Here is a 19,580-nt window from a genome sequence, read left to right as displayed (position 1 = left end):
TCGGCCTGACCGTTGAGATTGAGGCCGGTGTCGCGAGGGCGGCGCCGGCCTTTTTCGTGCGCCGTGTCGGGCATTTTGCCCTTCGCCAGCGAACTGCCGACGTGCCAAAAGAGCCTCACCCGCGAAAAGACGGGCCGGACGGAAACGGGTAGGGAAGAAGAGAATGGAATCGCTCTACAGCGAGGAGCACCGTGCGCTCCAGGACGCGTTCGAGACCCGGAAGCTCGCCGATTTCCTCGACAAGCACCACGTTCAACCGGTGATCGGCGAGATGGAGCGCGGCTTCATCGAGAGCCGCGACATGTTCTTCCTCTCCACCGTCGATCCCGAGGGCAACCCGACCGTCTCCTACAAGGGCGGCCCGACTGGCGTGGTGAAGGTGCTGGGGCCGAATGAACTGGCCTTCCCCGGTTTCGACGGCAACGGCATGTTCCTGTCCATGGGCAATGTCGCCGGCCAGGGTAAGGTCGGCCTGCTGTTCATCGATTTCGAGACGCCCCACCGCCTGCGCGTCCAGGGCACCGCCCGGATCGTGTGCGACGATCCGCTGCTCTCCGAATGGGCGGAGGCGAAGTACGTCGTGCGGGTCGAGGTGACGAAGGCCTGGGTCAACTGCCCGCGCTACATCCACAAGCACACCAAGGTCGAGCAGAGCCGTTACGTGCCGAAACCCGACGCCGAAACGCCGCTGGCGCAGTGGAAGCGCCTCGATTTCGTGCAGGAGGTCATCAGCGAGGAGGACAAGGCCCGCGTCGCGCAGGAAGGCGTGCTCGACATGGAAACCTACGGCGCCAAGGTGATGCGCGGCGAGGGCTGATCAGCCCCCGAGCTGGCGCGCCAAGTCCGCGAGATCGCTTGCCGCGTAGGTGACCGGCACGGCGGGCCCCGTCTCGCCGCCTGCCGGTCCGTTCTCCCTCGGGCGGGCGATGTGAGCCGTGGAGAGCCCCTCCCCGGCCGCCGCGGCGAGATCGCTCGAATGGGCGGCGACCATCAGGATTTCGGCCGCGGCGTATCCCAAAGCCGTCACGGCGTCGCGGTAGAGGGCCGGTTTCGGCTTGTAGTCCCGGGAGAACTCGGCGCCGAGGACGGCGTCGAAGACGAGGCCGTTGCGGCGGGCGAGCGCCACGATCAGCCGGACATGCCCGTTCGAGAGCGGCGCCAGCACGAATTTCTGGCGGAGGGCCGCCATCGCGGCGGGCACCTCAGACCATGCGTCGAGACGGTGCCATGCCAGCACCAAGTCCCGCCTCACCTCCGCGGCGGCGTCCGCATGGCCGAATTCCACCAAAAGGGCGTCCACGCTCTCGGCCTGGAGCGTGTCAAGGTCGGCGAAGGGGCGTCGGCCGGAACGGACCGCCTCCATCGACGGCTGGTAGTACGCGCGCCACGCATCGGCGAAGGCGCCGCCGTCGATGCCGGGGAGCCGGCTTTCGGCCTCGCGCGCGACGCCGGAGCGCCAATCGACCAGCGTTCCGAACGTGTCGAAGACGAGCGCCCGGATCGCCATCGGCCTACACCGCCCGGAGCGCCGGCCCCCGCCGGACGAAGCCGACGATGTCCTTGACGGCGTCGAGCGTCGGCGCCGCAATGGCCTCCGCCCTCCCCGCGCCATCGGCCAGCACCGCGTCGATATGGGCCGGATCGGCCACGAGCCGCTTCATCTCGGCATTGATCGGCGCCAGGGTCTCGACTGCGAGATCGACCAGGGCCGGCTTGAAGCTGGAGAACTGGGCCCCGCCGAAATCCTTCAGCACGTCCTCGCGGGTGATGCCGCGCAGGGCCGCGAAGATGCCCACGAGGTTGTCGGCTTCCGGGCGGCCCTTCAACCCCTCGACCTCCGAGGGCAGTGCTTCGGGATCGGTCTTCGCCTTGCGCACCTTCTGGGCGATGGCGTCGGCGTCGTCGGTGAGCGCGATGCGCGAATATTCGGACGGGTCCGACTTCGACATTTTTTTCGTACCATCCCGAAGCGACATCACCCGCGCGGCCGGCCCCCCTATCAAAGGTTCCGTGATCGGGAAGAACTGCTCGCCGTGGCCATGCGCCTGGATCGACGGGCCGAAGTCGTTGTTGAATTTCTGAGCGATGTCGCGGGTCAGCTCGAGGTGCTGCTTCTGGTCCTCGCCGACGGGAACATGCGTCGCCCGGTAGGCCAGGATGTCGGCTGCCATCAGTACCGGATAATCGTACAGGCCGATCGACGCGTTCTCCCGGTCCTTGCCGGCCTTGTCCTTGAACTGCGTCATGCGGTTGAGCCAGCCGAGCCGCGCCACGCAATTGAAGATCCAGGCCAGTTCCGCGTGCTGCGGCACCTGGGACTGATTGAAGACGATCGAGCGCTTCGGATTGATGCCGGCGGCGAGGAAGGCGGCCGTGACCTCACGGATCTGCCCCTTGAGCGCCTGCGGATCCTGCCAGAGGGTGATCGCGTGCAGATCGACCACGCAGTAGAGGCACTGCGCATCGCGTTCCTGCATCTCGACGAAGCGCTTGATGGCGCCGAGGTAATTGCCGAGATGCAGGTTTCCGGTCGGCTGGACGCCGGAGAAGACGAGTTCGTTGAACGCGGCCATCGGCTCGGGTCCCAGGGTGAGGCCGGGCCGAGGCGATCTCGCATCCCGTTCGAAGGGGCGTTCTCTGGCCCGGCGGTGCCGCCGGGTCAAGGCGAGGGAATCGGTCTGAGGCCAGGGTACCACCGTCGTTTCGGTGCGCCGCAGGCGAACCCGGATTCCACGACTGGGCGCAACACCGTCCAACAGCCGCGCATCACGGGTGGGTTCCGGGATCCACGGTGCGGCCACGGAATGACGGTGGAAAGGCAAGCGGCGAGGATCGACCTCGCCGCCCTCGTCTCCCCTAGAGGCTCGCCTCCTCGAACGCCCGCACCCATTCGGCACAGATGCCGGAGCGGACGATGTCGTCGAGGGTGAACTCCACGATCGGAATGTTCATCATCCGGCTCTTGACCAGATGGATCACGGTGCGGAGCCCCGACGTCTCCCGCAGATCCGTCTGCGAGACGTCGCCGTTGATGATGACCTGGCAATCGTCGCCGATGCGGGTCAGGAACATCTTGATCTCGGCGGTGGTGGTGTTCTGCGCCTCATCGAGGATCACGAGGCAGTTCTTGAAGGTGCGGCCGCGCATCACCTCAAACGGCACCACCTCGATGTCGCCGGCCTTGACCGCGACGTCGAAGGCGCCCGCGCCCATCCGCTCCTTCATGGTCTCGGTGAGAGGGGCAACCCAGGGGGCGATCTTCTCCTCCAGGGTGCCTGGAAAGAACCCGAGGGAGCGGCCCGACGGAACGTTCGGGCGAGTGATGACGACTTTGGCGATCCGGCGCTGGCGGAGCTGGTCGGCGGCGCGGGTGCCGGCGATGTAGGTCTTGCCGGTGCCGGCCGGACCGAGGACGATGACTTGTGAAGAGGAAGCGAGAGCGTCGAGGTACTGACCCTGTTTATCCGTCAGGGGTTGGATCGGAGCGGGGTTTCGTTCTTCATCGAACCGCGTTCGATGCATCCGGATCGACCGATCCTCAACCAGTTCAAGCCGTGCGCGTCGTCTCTTCATGGATGAACACTCCACCTTGACTCGTGCGTGACTTACTCAACCTCGATGTCTCAATCGGCCTCGACTGTCTTCTCGTCTCCCCGTAACTGAACAACACCGCAGCTCCGGCCGTTCGTGTCGTTGCAAGAGCAAAGCCAACCCTGCCGAGTCGGTTCCACGCGGTTTCGTAATCTCTGTGGAATGCGTCTCTTTCGCCACGCAGGTTTGCCCGCCCGAGCCTTTCAGGCGCCGGCGACGGCAAAGTGACGGGTGGGCGAAAAAGCGATGACGCGCCCCCGAAAGGGTGTGGCCGATGGATCGGGACGATCCTGGCATGCGCATCGCGGGCATCGCCCTCCTCGGGCGAGCGGGCCACCGGCGGGGGACCCGCCGGCCGGACGCCTCATCCGGGTTGGACGAAGCTGTCGAGGACCATCTTCCGGCCCGCCTTGTCGAAGTCAACGGTGAGCTTGTTGCCATCGATGCCGGCCACCGTGCCGGGGCCGAACTTGGTGTGGAAGACCCTTGCGCCGTGCGCGAAGGCCGATGCCGCGGCGGTGGATTTCGCCACCAGCTCGCCCTCGATCTCCCGCGGCCCCGCCGAGCGCCCGGCCCCGCGATTCCCGCTGCCGAATCCCCCGGAGGTGTTGGCCTGCGCCCGCTGCCAGCCGGGCGTGCCGTAGGAGGAGCCGAAAGGGGTCGGATTGCGGTCGAACCGCGAAGCGCCGGCGCTGAAATGCGCGGGCGCCTCGATCACGTCGACGGCCTGGGGCGGCAACTCGTCGATGAAGCGCGAGGGAATCGTCGAGGACCACAGCCCGTGGATGCGCCGATTGACCGCGAATGACAGCTTGGCGCGTTTGCGGGCCCGGGTCAGGCCGACATGGGCGAGGCGCCGCTCCTCTTCGAGCCCGGCGCGCCCGCTCTCGTCGATGGCCCGCTGGTTGGGGAACAGGCCGTCCTCCCAGCCGGGGAGGAACACCGTGTCGAATTCGAGCCCCTTGGCGGCATGCAGGGTCATCAAAGAGACCCGGTCGGCCCCTTCCGCCTCGCTCGCCTCCATGACGAGGGAGACGTGCTCCAGGAAGCCCGCCATATCGGGGAACTCCTCCATGGAGCGCACGAACTCCTTGAGGTTCTCGAGGCGTCCGGCGGCATCGGCCGAGCGGTCCTTCTGCCACATCTCGGTGTAGCCGGATTCCTCCAGGATGGTCTGGGCGACTTCCGGATGGGGCTTCGTCTCGATCAGCCGGGCCCATCGCGAAAAGCTCTCGACGAGGCCGCGCAGCATCGAGCGGGCTCGGGGCTTCAACTCGTCGGTCTCAATGAGTTTTCTGGCCGCACCCAGGAGGGGAACCCGATCGGCGCGGGCGAAGGCATGCAGCGTCTGGAGCGTCGCGTCGCCCAAGCCCCGCTTCGGCGTGTTGAAGATCCGCTCGAAAGCGAGGTCGTCGGCGCCGTTCATGGTGACGCGCAGATAGGCCAGCGCGTCGCGGATCTCGGCCCGCTCGTAGAAGCGCGGGCCGCCGATCACCCGGTAGGGCAGGCCCACCTGGACGAAGCGGTCCTCGATCTCACGCATCTGGGCCGAGATGCGCACCAGAACCGCGATCTCGGACAGCGGATGCTGCTTGCGCTGCAGCGACTCGATCGATTCGGCGATCTGGCGCGCCTCCTCCTCCGAATCCCACGAGCCCATCACGGTGACGGGCTCACCCGCTTCGTCCTCGGTGCGCAACGTCTTGCCGAGGCGGCCCTCGTTCTTGGCGATGAGGCCGGAGGCGGCGGCCAGAATATGCCCGGTCGAGCGGTAATTGCGCTCGAGGCGGACCACGGTGGCGCCGGGAAAGTCGTGCTCGAAGCGCAGGATGTTGTCGACCTCGGCCCCGCGCCAGCCATAGATCGACTGGTCGTCGTCACCGACGCAGGCGACGTTCTTTCGCGCCTGCGCGAGGAGCCGCAGCCAGAGATACTGGGCGACGTTGGTGTCCTGATACTCGTCGACGAGGATGTAGCGGAAGCGGTCCTGATAGTTGGCCAGGATGTCCGGGTTCTCGCGCCACAGCTTGAGGCACAGCAGCAGGAGATCGCCGAAATCGACCGCGTTCAGCGTCGCCAGCCGCGCCTGATAGGCGGTGTAGAGCGTGCCGCCCTTGCCGAAGGCGAAGGCCTGCGCCTCCCCCGGCGGCACCTGCTCCGGGCCGAGGCCCCGGTTCTTCCAGCCATCGATGGTGTGGGCGAGCGAGCGGGCCGGCCAGCGCTTCTCGTCGATGTTCTGATCGGCGATGACCTGTTTCATCAGCCGGATCTGGTCGTCGGTGCCGAGGATCGTGAAGTCGGATTTGAGCCCGACCAGCTCGGCATGGCGCCGCAGGATCTTGGTGCCGATGGCGTGGAAGGTGCCGAGCCAGGGCATGCCCTCCCCCGCCGGCCCGATCAGCGCACCGATGCGGTGCTTCATCTCCCGGGCGGCCTTGTTGGTGAAGGTCACCGACAGGATATCGTAGGGCCGCGCCTTGCCGGTGGCGATCAGGTGGGCGATGCGGGTCGTCAGCACCCGCGTCTTGCCGGTACCCGCGCCGGCCAGCACGAGGACCGGACCCTCCGTCGCCTCCACGGCGCGGCGCTGCTCGGGGTTGAGGCCGGACAGGTAGGATGCGCCATCGGGGCGCAGAGCGGCCATGGCGCGGGCGGCGATCGAAGCGGGAGCGGCCTCCGGCTCTCTGTCACGGTCATGCATCATGCCCGCATCCCTGGACCAAAAGGCGAACGCCGTCGAGACCCGTGCGGAACCGGCCCTCCCCTTCGGGCGTCACTTCCTCAGAGGCCGATCCATTCATCCCAGAGGACAAGCGAGGCCATGAGAGCCTTTCCATTGAGCGTTCGAAATCGTCGAGTCGCGGGCGTCGCCGCCGTGGCACTGCTCGTCGGCATCACGGCGGCCGACGCCCAGGTCCTCGGCCAGGGCGGCAACAGCGGCACCAGCCGCATGAACCAGAATTTCGAGATCCAGAACCAGAACCGCAATTTCCAGCAGCGCCAGACGCTGGAGAACAGCGCCGTGCGCAATCAGATTCAGCGCGCACCGCTGAACCAGCCGCCGCCGAGTGGACCGGGCGCCTTTCCCCGGCGGTGAGGTGCCGGGGTGTCTTTCCTCAGCCTCCAATTATGAATCGCTGCTTCGTGGAGGAGGAGCGGGTGCGGTCCGTTCTCTCCGCGTCGAGACACAGGCTTCCTGCCTTGAAAAACGGAGGGGCCGCTGGAGCGTCTGCCCATCTCTGTCTCGGCGCCCAGTGAGTCATCGGGACGAGGGAGGCACGCGATCTACAGGTCGACCGCGACTGAGAGAAGGTAGGTCCGGGGCGTGCCCTGAAAGAACGTTCCGAAGGATGCCACCCCGGTCCAGTAACGCCCGCCGGTCACGTTGAGAACGTTGGCACGGATTGTCGTCCGATATCCGCCCACCAGGGTGGCGTAGCGCAGGCCGAGATCGAGACGCGCCCAGTTCGGCAAGGCCTGCGTGTTCGCAGTATCGATGAACTGGCGGCCCGTGTAGATCACCGCGCCATTCACCGTGAGGCCCGGCATCCAGGGTAGATCCCATTCGCCGCCGACATTGAGTTGGACGCTCGGAACGCCGATCGGAGTGTGGCCGACATTGCTGGTAAACGCCGTCTTCGTCAGGACGCCATCGAGAAGCGTGAGACCGCCCAGGATGCGGGCTTGAGGTGTGATCTCGCCGTAGACGCTGAACTCCAATCCTCTGACCTGCTGCTCGCCGGTCTGTGCGAAGCGGCGTTGCGGGCTGAGTTCGCCGATCGGTCGCGTGATTTGAAAGGCGCTGAAGGTTGTGCCGAGGGTGCCCCACCAATTGACCTTGAGCCCGGCCTCGACCTGGTGCGCGACGTAGGGCGCGAGGACTTCACCGGAATTGCCGGCTGCCGCTGGCGCCACCTCGCCGCGGCTCAGACCCTCGATGTAATTCCCGTAGATCGACACGTTCTCCCAAGGCCGTACGACGAGACCGACCATCGGACTGAGGGCGCTCTTGTCGTAGGACGATGCCAGCGTGCCGACATTGGAGGTGTAGTTGTGCGCCCCGATGCCTTGATGGCGCAGGCCGAGCGTGAGGAGCAGACGATCATCGAGAATCGACATCGTGTCCGCGATCGAAATCCCGGTCAGGGTGCTGTCGTAGAGCGGCGGCCGCGAGTCGATCACGGTCGGCGCGATGTAGGATGCCCGAACCGGGTCATAGAGGTTGGATCGGTAGCTGCCGCGGGCGCTCATGAGGCGGCGGTCGGCATCTTCCTGATAGCGAGAAGCCTGCACCACGAAGGCATGGCGGATGAAGCCGGTATCGAATCCGGCCCTTACCCCGCCATCCACCGTGTAGCGCTCGACGCCGAGGCTGTAGAATTGCGGGCTTGTGCTGGTGTCACCCCGCGCATTCAGGATCGTCGGTGCCGATGCAAAGTAGCGCTCGACACCGCTCTGCGAGCCGCCGACATCGCCGAATAGCGTGATCTGGTCAGTGAGATCGTATTCCAGGTGCAGCAGGCTGCTACGGTCGTCGATGTCCGAATATTCCCACGGCTGGCTCACGTTTCGGCGGCCGTCGGGGGCACGGGGCACTCGAACGCCCGATTGTAGGAGGAACGGTCGCAAGGGCGCATCGAAGCGGTCGGTCTGCGCCAGCATGTACAGCGATGCGCGGAACCGTTCGCCTTGATAGTCGAGGGCCAAGGCCCCGACCCCCATCGTTTCGGATTGCCGGTCGATCGGCGTGTTGCCGCCCCGGAGGCTGCCAACGACGCGGATGCCCCATTCGCGGTTCGCGCCGTAGCGTCGGGCCAGATCGAACTGGCCGCCGCCCCGCGCGGTCGAGCCGTAATCGAGGGTGATACGCGTCAGATCCTCTCCGGCTCGTTTCGGAACGATATTGATGACGCCGCCGATGCCGCCGTTGGGAGAAACGCCCGAGAGCGCGGCGGACGGTCCTTTGAGAACCTCGATCCGTTCGGCGTAGTCCGTGAAGACGCGGAAGCTCGGAGCGATCCCGTAGACCCCGTCGAAGGCGACTTCGCCACTGGTGTTCTCGTTGAGGGGAAAACCGCGGATGTAGAACGAATCAAAGGGAGCCCCCGTCGATTGTGTGGCCCGTACGGAGGGGTCGAGGGCGAGCGCTTCGGACGCGGTGAGCGCCTGACGATCGCGAATGAACTTGTCGGTGTAGCTCGTCACGCTGAAGGGAGACTTGGCGATGTCCGTATTGCCGAGCATGCCGAGCCGCGCACCCTGCGCCACCTGACCACCGGCATAGGCGGATGGAAGCCGGGATGCGCTAGGCCCTGCTTTCGTGTCTTTTGCCTGAGCCGCGACCGACAGCTCTTCCAGTTGGATGCCGGTGGGTGGCGCGGGTTCCCGCAATTGGACATAGCGTGGATTGACCAGGGTGATCGTCGCGGCACCGGCGCTACGGTAGGTCAGGTCCGTATCGCGGAGAAGCTCGGCCAAGGCGTCGATTGGACGGAATGCCCCTGCGATGCCCCGTGTCGTCAGACCGGCGGTGAGCGCGGTCTCGTAAGCCAGCGTGATCGAGGTTTGCTTGGCCAGTGCCTTCAAGGCAGCGTCGAGTGTTCCCGGTTCGATCGAGATATGCCGGGGCTGGTCGGACGCGTCCTCCCGCTGCGATACGACCTTTGCTGCGACGGGAACAATGTGGATACGCTTTCCGGCCTCCAACAGGATCGGAGGCGAAGGCTTGTCCGATGCCGATGCCGTTTGGCCGATCGCCGCCATCAGAGTCGCGCTGACCGCCGTCGACAGCCTGAAGGCCGTACCACCAATCCGCATCCCCAACTCCCAACCCTCGTCCCAGGCGAGGGTCGGCGCATCGTGCTGTCTCGCCCCTCATACGGAGAGACTGACGAGGTCCCGAAAGCCGAACGTGGACCCTTGAAAATTTCCGGGCGTCGGTCAGGACGCCGCCGTGATGATGACCAAGAAGGGGGTAACGCGCGTCACCTTCAGGCGCAGGCTGGCGGATAGGACGGCCAACGCGTCGTCGGTATCGCGCAGATTGAGCGTTCCGGTGAAGCGCCGAGTCCCCAGGGCGGCGTCGAGCAACAGGATGCGCCCGCGCCGGTAGCGGTTGAGTTCCGCTAGGATTGCGGTGAGCGGTTTTCCAACGGCGATCAGGCGGCCATTGCGCCACGCGGTGACCTGTTCGACATCGCTGCGCTGAAGGGCGATCCGGTTGTCAGTTCCTTTGCGGGCAGCCTCGCCGGCTGCGATCATCGTATGGTCGGTTCCGATCGCAGCTTCGACACGTCCCTCGGCGACGCCGACGATCTCCGCCGCGCCATCGAGGCGGACGTAGAAGCGTGTTCCCACCGCGCGGACGATCAGACCCGCTCCTCTCACGACGAACGGTCGATCTCGATCGGAAGCCACGTCGAACACCGCCTCGCCGCGCAACAGCTCGATGCCCCGCTCGTTCGGCGTGAAGCGCAGGGCGACCGCCGTATCGGTGTTGAGATCCAGCCGGCTGCCGTCTGCCAGGATTGTCGTTTCGAAGCCCCCGACCCCCGTCCAGGCATCGGCGCGCAGGCGATCGAAGAGGCCCAGTTCGTGGGTGATCAATCCGGCCAAGCCCAGGGCCGCCGCAAGGAGGGCGACGCCCTTCGGAACCCGCCGCGCCTTCGAGCGAGGGGGCGGGGCCAAGCCCATCGTGCGCCGCCATCCCGATAACTCGGCGTAAGCGTCCGCATGGGCCGGGTCGGCGGATCGCCACGCCTCGAACGCCGCTCGATCCGCCTCCGTCGCGTCCGCCGAGGACAGGCGGGCGACCCAGAGAGCGGCCTCGGCGAAGATCGGATCCTGCCCGGGTTCGTCAGCATCACCTGCTGCGTGCTGATCCATTCCACTTCGCCATCCGTGCCGGATTTTCCCTGTTCTCAAGACCGCCGAAGCCCGGGAAACCGGATGCTTCGCTCAGAAAAAATCGCGGCAGCGCTGATACGTGTCGAGCACGGCCTTCGCGATATGCTTTTCGACCATGCGCTGGCTGATGCCGAGACGGAGGGCGATCGCGCCGTTGGGCAGACCTTCGAACGCGCTGAGGAGGAAGACTTCGCGGCAGCGTGGGGGGAGCCTGTCGATGGATGCCGCCACGAGGCGCAACTGCTCGCGGGCAATGATCTGCGCCTCGACCCGCGCCTGGCTGTCGGCGATCTGGGTCAGGTCCAGATCGGTCATGGATTGAAACAGCGATGTTTCGAAGCGTCGCCGTTTCGCCAGCGTGGCCGCCACGTTGCGGGCGATGTGGAACAGGAAGACGCGCGGGTGCTCGAGATCCGTCGTCGTGATCGCGCGAACGAGACGCAGATAGGTTTCCTGGGCGGCATCGGCGGCATCGGCCGAATTGCCCAATGTCCGACGCAGAAACCGCTGCAGCTTCGCGCCTTCGCTCCGATGCAGGGCATCGATGGAGACCGCTCGCATCACACCGCCCTCCACCTCTCTCGAACGTTTGGCAGACCGATCCGCCGTGGGTCGAGGAAAGAGAAAAACGACTGATGGGCAAGGTTGGAAGAAATCTATACTGATTCCAAAATGGACGGACGAAGGTGCGACAAATCATTGTTTCGGAAGTATAAAAATCCCTGCTGAATATGATCTCTATTGCGCCGCCCATCGCGCCTCGCTGAGAGATTCTCGACATGTTGCGACTGTGCAACGCTCTTCGCCTCTTGGTCTGGATTACGTGAAATGTCCCATTGAAGAGAGGCAATGCGGAGCGCGATGTGCGTAACGCTCTAGACCTCAGAGGCAGGATGGCATCCAAATTGCCATTATTACCTATATTGATCCGGGATATTATAGTAGATTTGACTTCCTAAAGTAAATCAGTGAAAAATAAGATATAGTCGATGGACTAATCCGTAATACGAATTGCCTCAAAATTGTGCGCCATATAGTTGCCCCCGAGTAAACCGCTGCCAATGCGGGCTCGACAGGGGAAACACCGATGGCCACGACGTCGATCACCGGCACCCAGACCACCGCCGTCACCCTCAAGAACGGCAATGCCGGTGCCGATGACGCGCTCACGGTTGCGGCGGGCGCGACGCTGAAGACCAGCGCGACGGCCGTCCTGATGAATCTCACCGCCGCGCGGGCCGCCGACGGCATCGTCATCACCAATAACGGGCTCATCACCTCGACCGGTGACCGGACCCTCGACACCACCGGCACCGTCGCCGGCTCGAAGATCACGCTCAACAACAACGGTTCGATCACGGCGAGCGGCGCGACCAAGGCCGACGTGTTCCGTGTCGCCGACGACATCGTCAACGGCGCCATCACGGTCAACAATACCGGAACGATCCAGTCGACCGGCACGACCAACGACAGTCAAGCCCTGCGCTTCGGCAAGTCGTATTCGTCGACGATCGAGATCAACAACAGCGCCACCGGCAAGATCCTCACCGCGGGGGCGGATACGATCCGGGCCGGCAACAACGCTACCATCACCAATTACGGAACGATCGCGGCCTCGGCCGCCTCGGCGCTGACGGCGAAGCAACCCATTCACGCCATCGATATCTCGACGGCGCAGTCGGCGACGATCAAGAATTTCGGGACGATCACCGGCGCGCAGAGCGCGCTGGGCTCGGATGTGGCGAACAACAGCCCGACGGGGGCCACGACGCCCGCCAACTACACGGTCACCAACGCCGCGGGGGCGACGATCACCGGGCAGAGCGCCGGGGCCATCGTCTCAAGCGGCACGGCGACGGTCACGAATGCCGGCACGATCCAGGGGCTCGGCCTCTCGACACTGAGCGGCGGCGCGACGGTGAGCGCCTATGACGGCGACGGCATCGACACGGTCGGCCTCGCCACGATCACCAATTCCGGCACGATCCGGGGCGTTCAGTCGAAGGGTATCGGAACCTCGGGCCGCAAGAACTTCTCCGAAGGCCTCGATATCGGCGGCGGCAGCGTCGTCAATTCCGGCACCATCGAGGGCGGCGATTTCGGCATCACCGTCAACAACGTCAATAACGGCGACCAGACCCGGAGCGGCGCGGCGGCGCTCACCCTGACCAACCAGGCCGGGGGAAACATCGTCGGCGATAACGGCTACGCGATCCGCTCCGAGAACAAGACCGCGACCGGCAGCCTCAAGGCGGCGCTCACCGATGACACGGTGATCAATTACGGCACGATCACCGGCAATGGCGGCGTCCCGGCCGGCACCGTCTACATGAACGGCACGACGACCACGAAGGACCCGAACACGGTCGGGCCCCTCAACGGCACGACCTACGGCACGGCGGATGCCGGCAATGCCCGCTTCATCCTCGGCGACGGGGCCGCGATCCAGCTCGGCGAAGGCAACGACACCCTGACGAATTACGGCACGATCACCGGCAATTCCGGCCGCGCGATCAGCCTCGAGGGCGGTGACGATACCCTCAACCTCTTCACCGGCCAGGCCGTCAGCGGCACCATCGACGGCGGCGTCGGCAGCGACACCCTCAATCTCGACGCCGCTTCCGGTCAGGCGAACGGCACCCTGGCCAAGGTCGCGAATTTCGAAGCCCTCACTGTGAGGGGCGGCCAATGGACCCTTCTCGATGCGGAGAGCTACGCCAACGGCATCACCATCGCCTCCGGCGCGACGTTGACGCTCGGCGCCTCCGCCTCGCTCGGCGGTGCGATCGCCGATGCCGGCACGCTCATCGTCCAGACCGGCGGTGCGCTCACCCTGTCCGACGCCATCAGCGGCGCGGGCAGCCTGATTCTGAACGGCTCGGGCACGCTCACGCTCTCGGGTGCCAACAGCTTCGCCGGCGGCCTCGCGCTCAATGCCGGCACCCTCGACGTCGCGGCGAGCGGCGCGGCGGGGACCGGCGCGATCACCTTCGGATCCGGCGCACAGGCGCTGGTGATCGAGCAGGCTGCCCTGGCGCAAACCGGCGGTACCTACGATTTCGCCAATCACCTCAAAGGATTCGGTCTCGGTGACACCGTGCGCTTGATCGGTGTCGGCAACGAGACCTCCGTCGCCTATGACGGGTCGAGCGGCACCCTCACCCTGACCGGAGAAGCCGGATCGGAAGCCGTCACGCTCCATGTCGAGGCGTCGCAGCCGCCGGCCGGCTATGCCTACGGCGTGACCGCCGACGGCGCGGGCGGCGCGATCCTGGCGCTCGACAAGATCGCCACCGTGCAGGACGTGACGGCGAACGCGGCCAAGGATGCCGTCAAGGCGGGGGACAGCTTCACCATCGGCCTCGCCTTCGACAAGGCGGTCACGGTGTCGGGAACGGCCCCGGTGCTGCACCTCAGCGACGGCGGCATCGCGACCCTAAGCCAGGATCTCTCGACCGCGACGAAGCTCGTCTTCGTCGCCACCGTCTCGGACGGCGAGAACGCCGCGGGGGTCCGGATCGTCGGGGTGGACAATGCCGGCAGCATCCAGGACGGCGCGCATGTCGCGGTCGATCTCGGCAACGCGCTGAGTCACGCGGCGGTCGGACCGACCATCGATACCAGTGCCCCCGTCCTGTCGATCACGAGCGCGGGTGGGCTCACCAACCAGCCGGAACAGACGGTTTCCGGCACGGGCGAGGCAGGCCTCACGGTCGTCGTCTATGACGGCACGACCGAACTCGGCCGCGCCGGCGCCGACAGCACCGGGCACTGGTCGCTCGACGTGACGCTCGCGAGCAACGCCGACCACGTGCTGCATGCCGCCGCGACCGATGCGGCCGGCAATATCGGTCAGAGCGGCTCCATCACCTACACGCTCGACACGGTGGCCCCGACCGTCACCGTCACGGCCTTCTCGGGCCTCGTGAATGCCGCGAGCCAGACCGTCACCGGCACGGTCGACGTGAACGGCAAGGCCGACAGCATCGGCACCACCGTCACCATCCTCGATGGCACCGACGTGGTGGGAACCGGTATCGTCCAGAGCGATGGAACGTGGTCAGCGGGCATCACCCTCAGCGGCGACCGCTCCCACGCGCTGAAGGCCCTCAACACCGATCTGGCCGGCAACACCGGCTACAGCGCGCCGTTCTCGGTCGCCCTCGACACCGCCGCGCCCGACACGGCGATCGGTGCGCACCCGGCCGCGATCACCAACACGACCGACGCCGTCTTCGGCTTCACCGGGACTGACACCGCCGGCGGTTCGGGCGTCGGCGACTTCCTCGCGAGCCTCGATGGCGGGGCCTTCACCTCGGCGTCGAGCGGCGGCGTCGCCTATCATGGACTGGCCGACGGCCAGCATACGCTGACCGTCAAGGCGGTCGATGCCGCCGGCAACGTCGATGCCAGCCCGGCCAGCTACGCCTGGATCGTGGACACCGCGGCGCCCGATACGGCGATCACTGCCGGGCCTGCCGCGGTGACGAGCGGGACGAGCGCCCATCTCACCTATGCCGGGACCGACGAGGCCGGGGGAGGCGGCGTCGCCTCCTACCGCGTCAGCGTCGATGGCGGCGCCGTCACGACCACGACCGCCACGAGCCTCGATCTGACGGGCCTGACGGATGGGACGCACAGCGTGCAGATCGCTGCGGTCGATGCGGCGGGCAATGTCGACGCGACGCCCGCGAGCGTCGGCTGGACGGTCGACACCGTCGCCCCCGGCGTCGCGATCACGGCCAAGCCCGCCCTTCAATCCAACGTCGCGGACGCCCATTTCGCCTTCGCGGGCTCCGACGGAGCCGGTTCCGGCGTTGTCTCCTACCTCACCAGCGTCGATGGCAGTGCCTTCACGACGAACACCGCCGGAAGCCTGGACCTTGCGGGTCTCGCGGAGGGACGGCACAGCTTCGCCGTCGAGGCCGTGGACGCGGCGGGCAATGTCACCGCCTCGGCGGCCACCTTCGCCTGGACCGTCGACACCACGCCGGCCGCACTCGCCTTCACCAGCACCGGCGGCACCGTTCATACCGGGCAGCAGGTAATCTCGGGAACGACCGATCTGTCGGAGGCGGGCCGGACCGTCACGATCGCGGAGGGCGGCACGGTGCTCGGCACCGCTACGGTTTCGTCCGAGGGACGCTGGGCGACGAGCGTGCTCCTGAACGGCGCGGGCACGCACAGCCTGACCGCGAGCGAGACCGACGCTGCCGGCAATCTCGCCACCACGGCGACCCCGCTGAGCTACGACCTCGATCCCACCAGCCCGACCTTCCTGAAGGGCAATCTGGTGCTCAGCATCTACGGAAACGGCGACGGCAGCGGCGAGTACGACGACAACGCCGCGACTCCGATCGTGCTGCAGCAGGTCACGACATCGGGCACGTTCGTGAATCAGATCGTGCTGCCGCAGGCGACGATCGGTGCGAACTCCGTCATTTCCGGCGAGTACGGCTCCTCCTCCGAGGGCACGCTGCAACTCACGGGCGACGGTAAGGCGCTCCTGATCGCCGGCTACGGCATCAACGCCTACCAGTACAATGACGGCGGCGCGGCCGTGTACGGCGACGCGGCGCTGGCGCAGACCACCAGCCTGACCAACCAGACCAAGTTCGTGCCCGTGAGCCGCGTCATCGCGCAAATCGGCGTCGATGGTTCGGTCGATTCGAGCACCGTGCTGTTCAACGTCTTCGACGGCAACAACCCGCGCTCCGTCGCCTCACTCGACGGCTCGACCTATTACATCTCCGGCCAGGGCATTGCGGGCGATCTCACGCAGGGCGTGTTCGTGGCCCAGCACGGCGCCACGACCGCCACGTCGATCGATCACTCGACCGACACCCGCACCGCCGTGATCTATGACGGCCAGCTCTACGTGTCCCGCGACAGCAAGCAGCCGAAGACCGGCAGCGTGACGGGCACGGCCAACATCTCGACCTATAACGGTTTGCCGACGGGTGAGACCAAGCCGATCGTTCTCAGCGGCCTCGATCGCTCGGTGACGCTGACGAATTTGCAGACCAACACGATCAATCATGCCGGCGAGAAGGTCTATCTCGATCCCGAGAACTTCTTCTTCGCCAACAGCAAGACGCTCTACGTCGCCGATGGCGGCATCGCCAAGATCGGCGGCGTCGGCGATGGCGGCCTGCAGAAGTGGGTGATGAACGACGCGACCGGCAAGTGGGAGCTGCAATACACGCTCTCGACCGGTCTCGGCATCGTCCAGCCGGGAGCCGCCGCCGGCACGACCGGCCTGATCGGTCTGACCGGAAAGGTCGTCGGCGACACGGTGCAGCTCTACGCGACGAACCAGACCGTCGGCGACATCGACCAGAAATATCTGTTCGGCATCACCGATCACCTCAGCGACACGAGCGGCGCAGGCAAGAGCTTCGCCACTCTGGTGACCGCGGCTCCCGGGACCAACATCCGCGGCGTGTCGTTCACCCCCTCGACCGACGCGCCGACGGTCGCCATCGACAACAAGGGCGGGCTGACCAACGCGCCGACCTTCACCCTGAGCGGCACGGTCGATCTCGCCGATGCCGGCACGACGGTGATCGTGAAGGACGGCGCGGCCGTCCTCGGTACCGCCCTGGTCGGACTCGACGGGACGTGGTCGACCTCCGTCACCCTGAGCGGCGATGGTCTGCACGGGCTCGTCGCCTCCGATACCGATGGCTACGGGCAGACCGGATCGGCGAGCGTCTCCGTGACCCTGGATACGGTCGCGCCCACCATCGCCGTCACCTCGGCCGGCGGCCTCGTCCGGACGGCCGGTCAGATCCTCAAGGGCACCGGCGAGGTCGGGACGTCGGTGACGATCCGCGAGGGCACGCAGGTGCTCGCGACCGTTCAGGTCGCCTCGGACGGCACCTGGAGCACGAGCGTCGCTCTCGCCGGCGAAGGCCAGCACACCCTGATCGCGACGGATACCGATGCGGCCGGCAATGTCGGCACGGCCGCATCGCTCCTCTACACCCTCGACACCGTGGCACCGAATGCGCCGAGCCTCGTCCTCACCACCCCGGACGGGGGGGCGGGCCTGCCGAACCCGGTCCTGACGGGCACCGCCGAACCCGGTGCGACCGTGTTCCTCTATGACGGCAAAGTCCTTCTCGGGACGGCGAGCGCGGATCCGGCGAGTGGCGCCTTCGCCTTCGCGACCCTCCCGGCGATGGCGGCCGGCACGCACCGGCTGACAGCGCAGGCCCAGGACGCGGCGGGCAATCTCGGTATCGCTTCCGCAGCCCAAATTCTGTCGGTCGCCGGAGACGGTACGGTGACGATCACACAGGTGCGCGCCGACAAGTCGAAGGACGTGTACCTGACGAATGTGACCGGCAAGAGCTACGTCGCCGAACACGACATTGTCGACAACCGTGGCGTCACCACCGACATCGTCCGCACCCATGCCGACAAGTCGCTCGACTACACCTATCACCTCGACACCGCGACGGGCGTGAAGACGGTCGACACCTACGACGCGGCCGGTCGCCTGAAGACCGATCTCGTCACCCGGGCCGACGGCACCACCGATCTCAAGACCTATGCGGGCGACGGTCGGACGCTCGTCAGCGAGGTGATCAAGTTCGCTCAGGGCCCCGGTCAGACGGAACTGTCGGACACGTTCCAGTACAGCAACGGGATCCTCGTCAGCGAAACCCAGGTCCATGCCGACAAGTCCCGGGACGTGTACCTGACGAACGTGACCGGCAAGAGCTACGTGGCCGAACACGACACCTTCAACGGCCGGGGCGTCAACACCGACATCGTCCGCAGCCATGCCGACGGGTCGCTCGACTACAGCTATCACCTCGACACCAAGACAGGCGTGAAGACGGTCGATATTTTCGATGCGGCCGGTTGTCTGAAGACCGCTCTCGTCACCCGGGCCGATGGCACCACCGATCTCAAGACCTTTGCGGGCGACGGCCGGACGCTCGTCAGCGAGGCGATCAGGTTCGCCCAGGGCCCGGGCCAGACGGAGCTGTCGGATACGTTCCAGTACAGCAACGGAATCCTCGTCAGCGAAACCCAGGTCCATGCCGACAAGTCGAAGGACGTGTACCTGACGAATGTGACCGGCAAGAGCTACGTCGCCGAACACGACACCATCGACAGTCGTGGCGTCACCACCGACATCGTCCGCACTCATGCCGACAAGTCGCTCGACTACACCTATCACCTCGATACCACGACGGACGTGAAGACGACCGACACCTACGACGCGGCCGGTCGCCTGAAGACCGATCTCGTCACCCGGGCCGACGGCACCACCGATCTCAAGACCTATGCGGGCGACGGTCGGACGCTCGTCAGCGAGGCGATCAAGTTCGCTCAGGGCCCCGGTCAGACGGAACTGTCTGACACGTTCCAGTACAGCAACGGGACGCTCGTCAAAGAGACGCAGGTCCATGCCGACAAGTCGAAGGACGTGTTCGACTTCAACGTCACCGGCAAAAATTATGTCGCCGATCACTATTTCTACACAGCGGACGGCAAGCTGGCGACGACCGACCTGACCTATGCCGACGGGTCCCACGCCCAGACGGCGTCCCAGGCGGGCCAGACGCTGGTCTCGCATGCGAACGTCACTGACACACTCAAGAGCTTCGGCGGCGACACGTTCGTCTTCGGTCAAGGCTTCGGCAAGGATGTGGTCGTCGGTTTCCGGGCAGGATCGTCGGCAGGGCACGATGTCCTCGTGCTCGACACGGCGCAGGCGGCGAGCTTCCAGGATATGCAGGCCCACCACATGATCACGGCGTCCGGTCGTGACACGCTGATCACGCTCTCGAGCACCGACACGATCCTCCTCAAGAATCTGGCACCCTCGGCTCTCACTGCCGACGATGTCCAGTTCCAGGATCACGGCCTGTTCCACGCCTGAGCCGTGATCGCGTCGGCTGACGAGAAGGCGCAACGAAGCGCGGCATGTCGGCCTCTACGGCACGACTTGCCGCGCATCCGGTTTCACGCGCCGCCATGGTCCATCGGAAACAGCGGCTTGCCCGGATTCTTCCTGCTTCCGAAAACGTGGCTTTCGCGCGATATGCTCACATCCGGAGCCGGGC

At 66.0% G+C, this 19,580-nt stretch carries 10 protein-coding genes; 3 read left to right on the top strand and 7 right to left on the bottom strand.

Translation table 11 applies throughout. The features are described from left to right. Positions 1 to 163 precede the first annotated feature (163 nt). Complete coding sequence (locus tag OWC43_RS01050; protein ID WP_393955381.1) at positions 164 to 817, top strand: pyridoxamine 5'-phosphate oxidase family protein; 654 nt, start codon at positions 164 to 166, stop codon at positions 815 to 817. Here OWC43_RS01050 and OWC43_RS01045 read toward each other — a convergent pair whose 3' ends face one another. The 4 genes from OWC43_RS01045 to OWC43_RS01030 all read right to left on the bottom strand — a co-directional run bounded on the left by OWC43_RS01045 (position 818) and on the right by OWC43_RS01030 (position 6,295). After that, positions 818 to 1,507 (bottom strand): haloacid dehalogenase type II, encoded by a 690-nt coding sequence (locus OWC43_RS01045; protein WP_393955380.1) that lies wholly within the window; start codon positions 1,505 to 1,507, stop codon positions 818 to 820. A gap of 4 nt (positions 1,508 to 1,511) precedes the next feature. Then, entirely contained in the window at positions 1,512 to 2,573 is a 1,062-nt protein-coding gene (gene trpS, locus OWC43_RS01040; protein ID WP_393955379.1) for a tryptophan--tRNA ligase, read from the bottom strand. Between the two features lie 283 nt (positions 2,574 to 2,856). Continuing rightward, on the bottom strand, positions 2,857 to 3,573 hold the full coding sequence (locus OWC43_RS01035) for a PhoH family protein (RefSeq protein WP_137829828.1): 717 nt from the start codon (positions 3,571 to 3,573) through the stop codon (positions 2,857 to 2,859). A 382-nt stretch (positions 3,574 to 3,955) separates the two neighbouring features. Next, positions 3,956 to 6,295 (bottom strand): ATP-dependent helicase, encoded by a 2,340-nt coding sequence (locus OWC43_RS01030; protein ID WP_393955378.1) that lies wholly within the window; start codon positions 6,293 to 6,295, stop codon positions 3,956 to 3,958. Positions 6,296 to 6,412: 117 nt separating this feature from the next. Between OWC43_RS01030 and OWC43_RS01025 the strand changes: the two genes are divergently transcribed. Continuing rightward, on the top strand, positions 6,413 to 6,688 hold the full coding sequence (locus OWC43_RS01025; protein ID WP_393955377.1) for a hypothetical protein: 276 nt from the start codon (positions 6,413 to 6,415) through the stop codon (positions 6,686 to 6,688). Between the two features lie 188 nt (positions 6,689 to 6,876). On the opposite strand, the gene OWC43_RS01020 is transcribed toward OWC43_RS01025, so the two are convergent. From OWC43_RS01020 to OWC43_RS01010, 3 genes are all read right to left on the bottom strand, one after another. Next, positions 6,877 to 9,354, bottom strand: coding sequence for a TonB-dependent siderophore receptor (locus tag OWC43_RS01020; RefSeq protein ID WP_393955376.1), 2,478 nt, complete (start codon positions 9,352 to 9,354; stop codon positions 6,877 to 6,879). A 177-nt stretch (positions 9,355 to 9,531) separates the two neighbouring features. Continuing rightward, a complete protein-coding gene (locus OWC43_RS01015) occupies positions 9,532 to 10,476 on the bottom strand; it encodes a FecR family protein (RefSeq protein WP_393955375.1) in 945 nt (314 codons plus the stop codon). A 72-nt stretch (positions 10,477 to 10,548) separates the two neighbouring features. Continuing rightward, positions 10,549 to 11,073, bottom strand: coding sequence for an RNA polymerase sigma factor (locus OWC43_RS01010; RefSeq protein ID WP_393955374.1), 525 nt, complete (start codon positions 11,071 to 11,073; stop codon positions 10,549 to 10,551). A 511-nt stretch (positions 11,074 to 11,584) separates the two neighbouring features. Here OWC43_RS01010 and OWC43_RS01005 point away from each other — a divergent pair. Next, complete coding sequence (locus tag OWC43_RS01005) at positions 11,585 to 19,396, top strand: Ig-like domain-containing protein (protein WP_393955373.1); 7,812 nt, start codon at positions 11,585 to 11,587, stop codon at positions 19,394 to 19,396. Positions 19,397 to 19,580 lie beyond the last annotated feature (184 nt).

Source organism: Methylorubrum sp. POS3, assembly GCF_043352485.1.
Lineage (GTDB): Bacteria > Pseudomonadota > Alphaproteobacteria > Rhizobiales > Beijerinckiaceae > Methylobacterium > Methylobacterium suomiense.
This window is presented reverse-complemented; position numbering and strand designations above follow the sequence as displayed.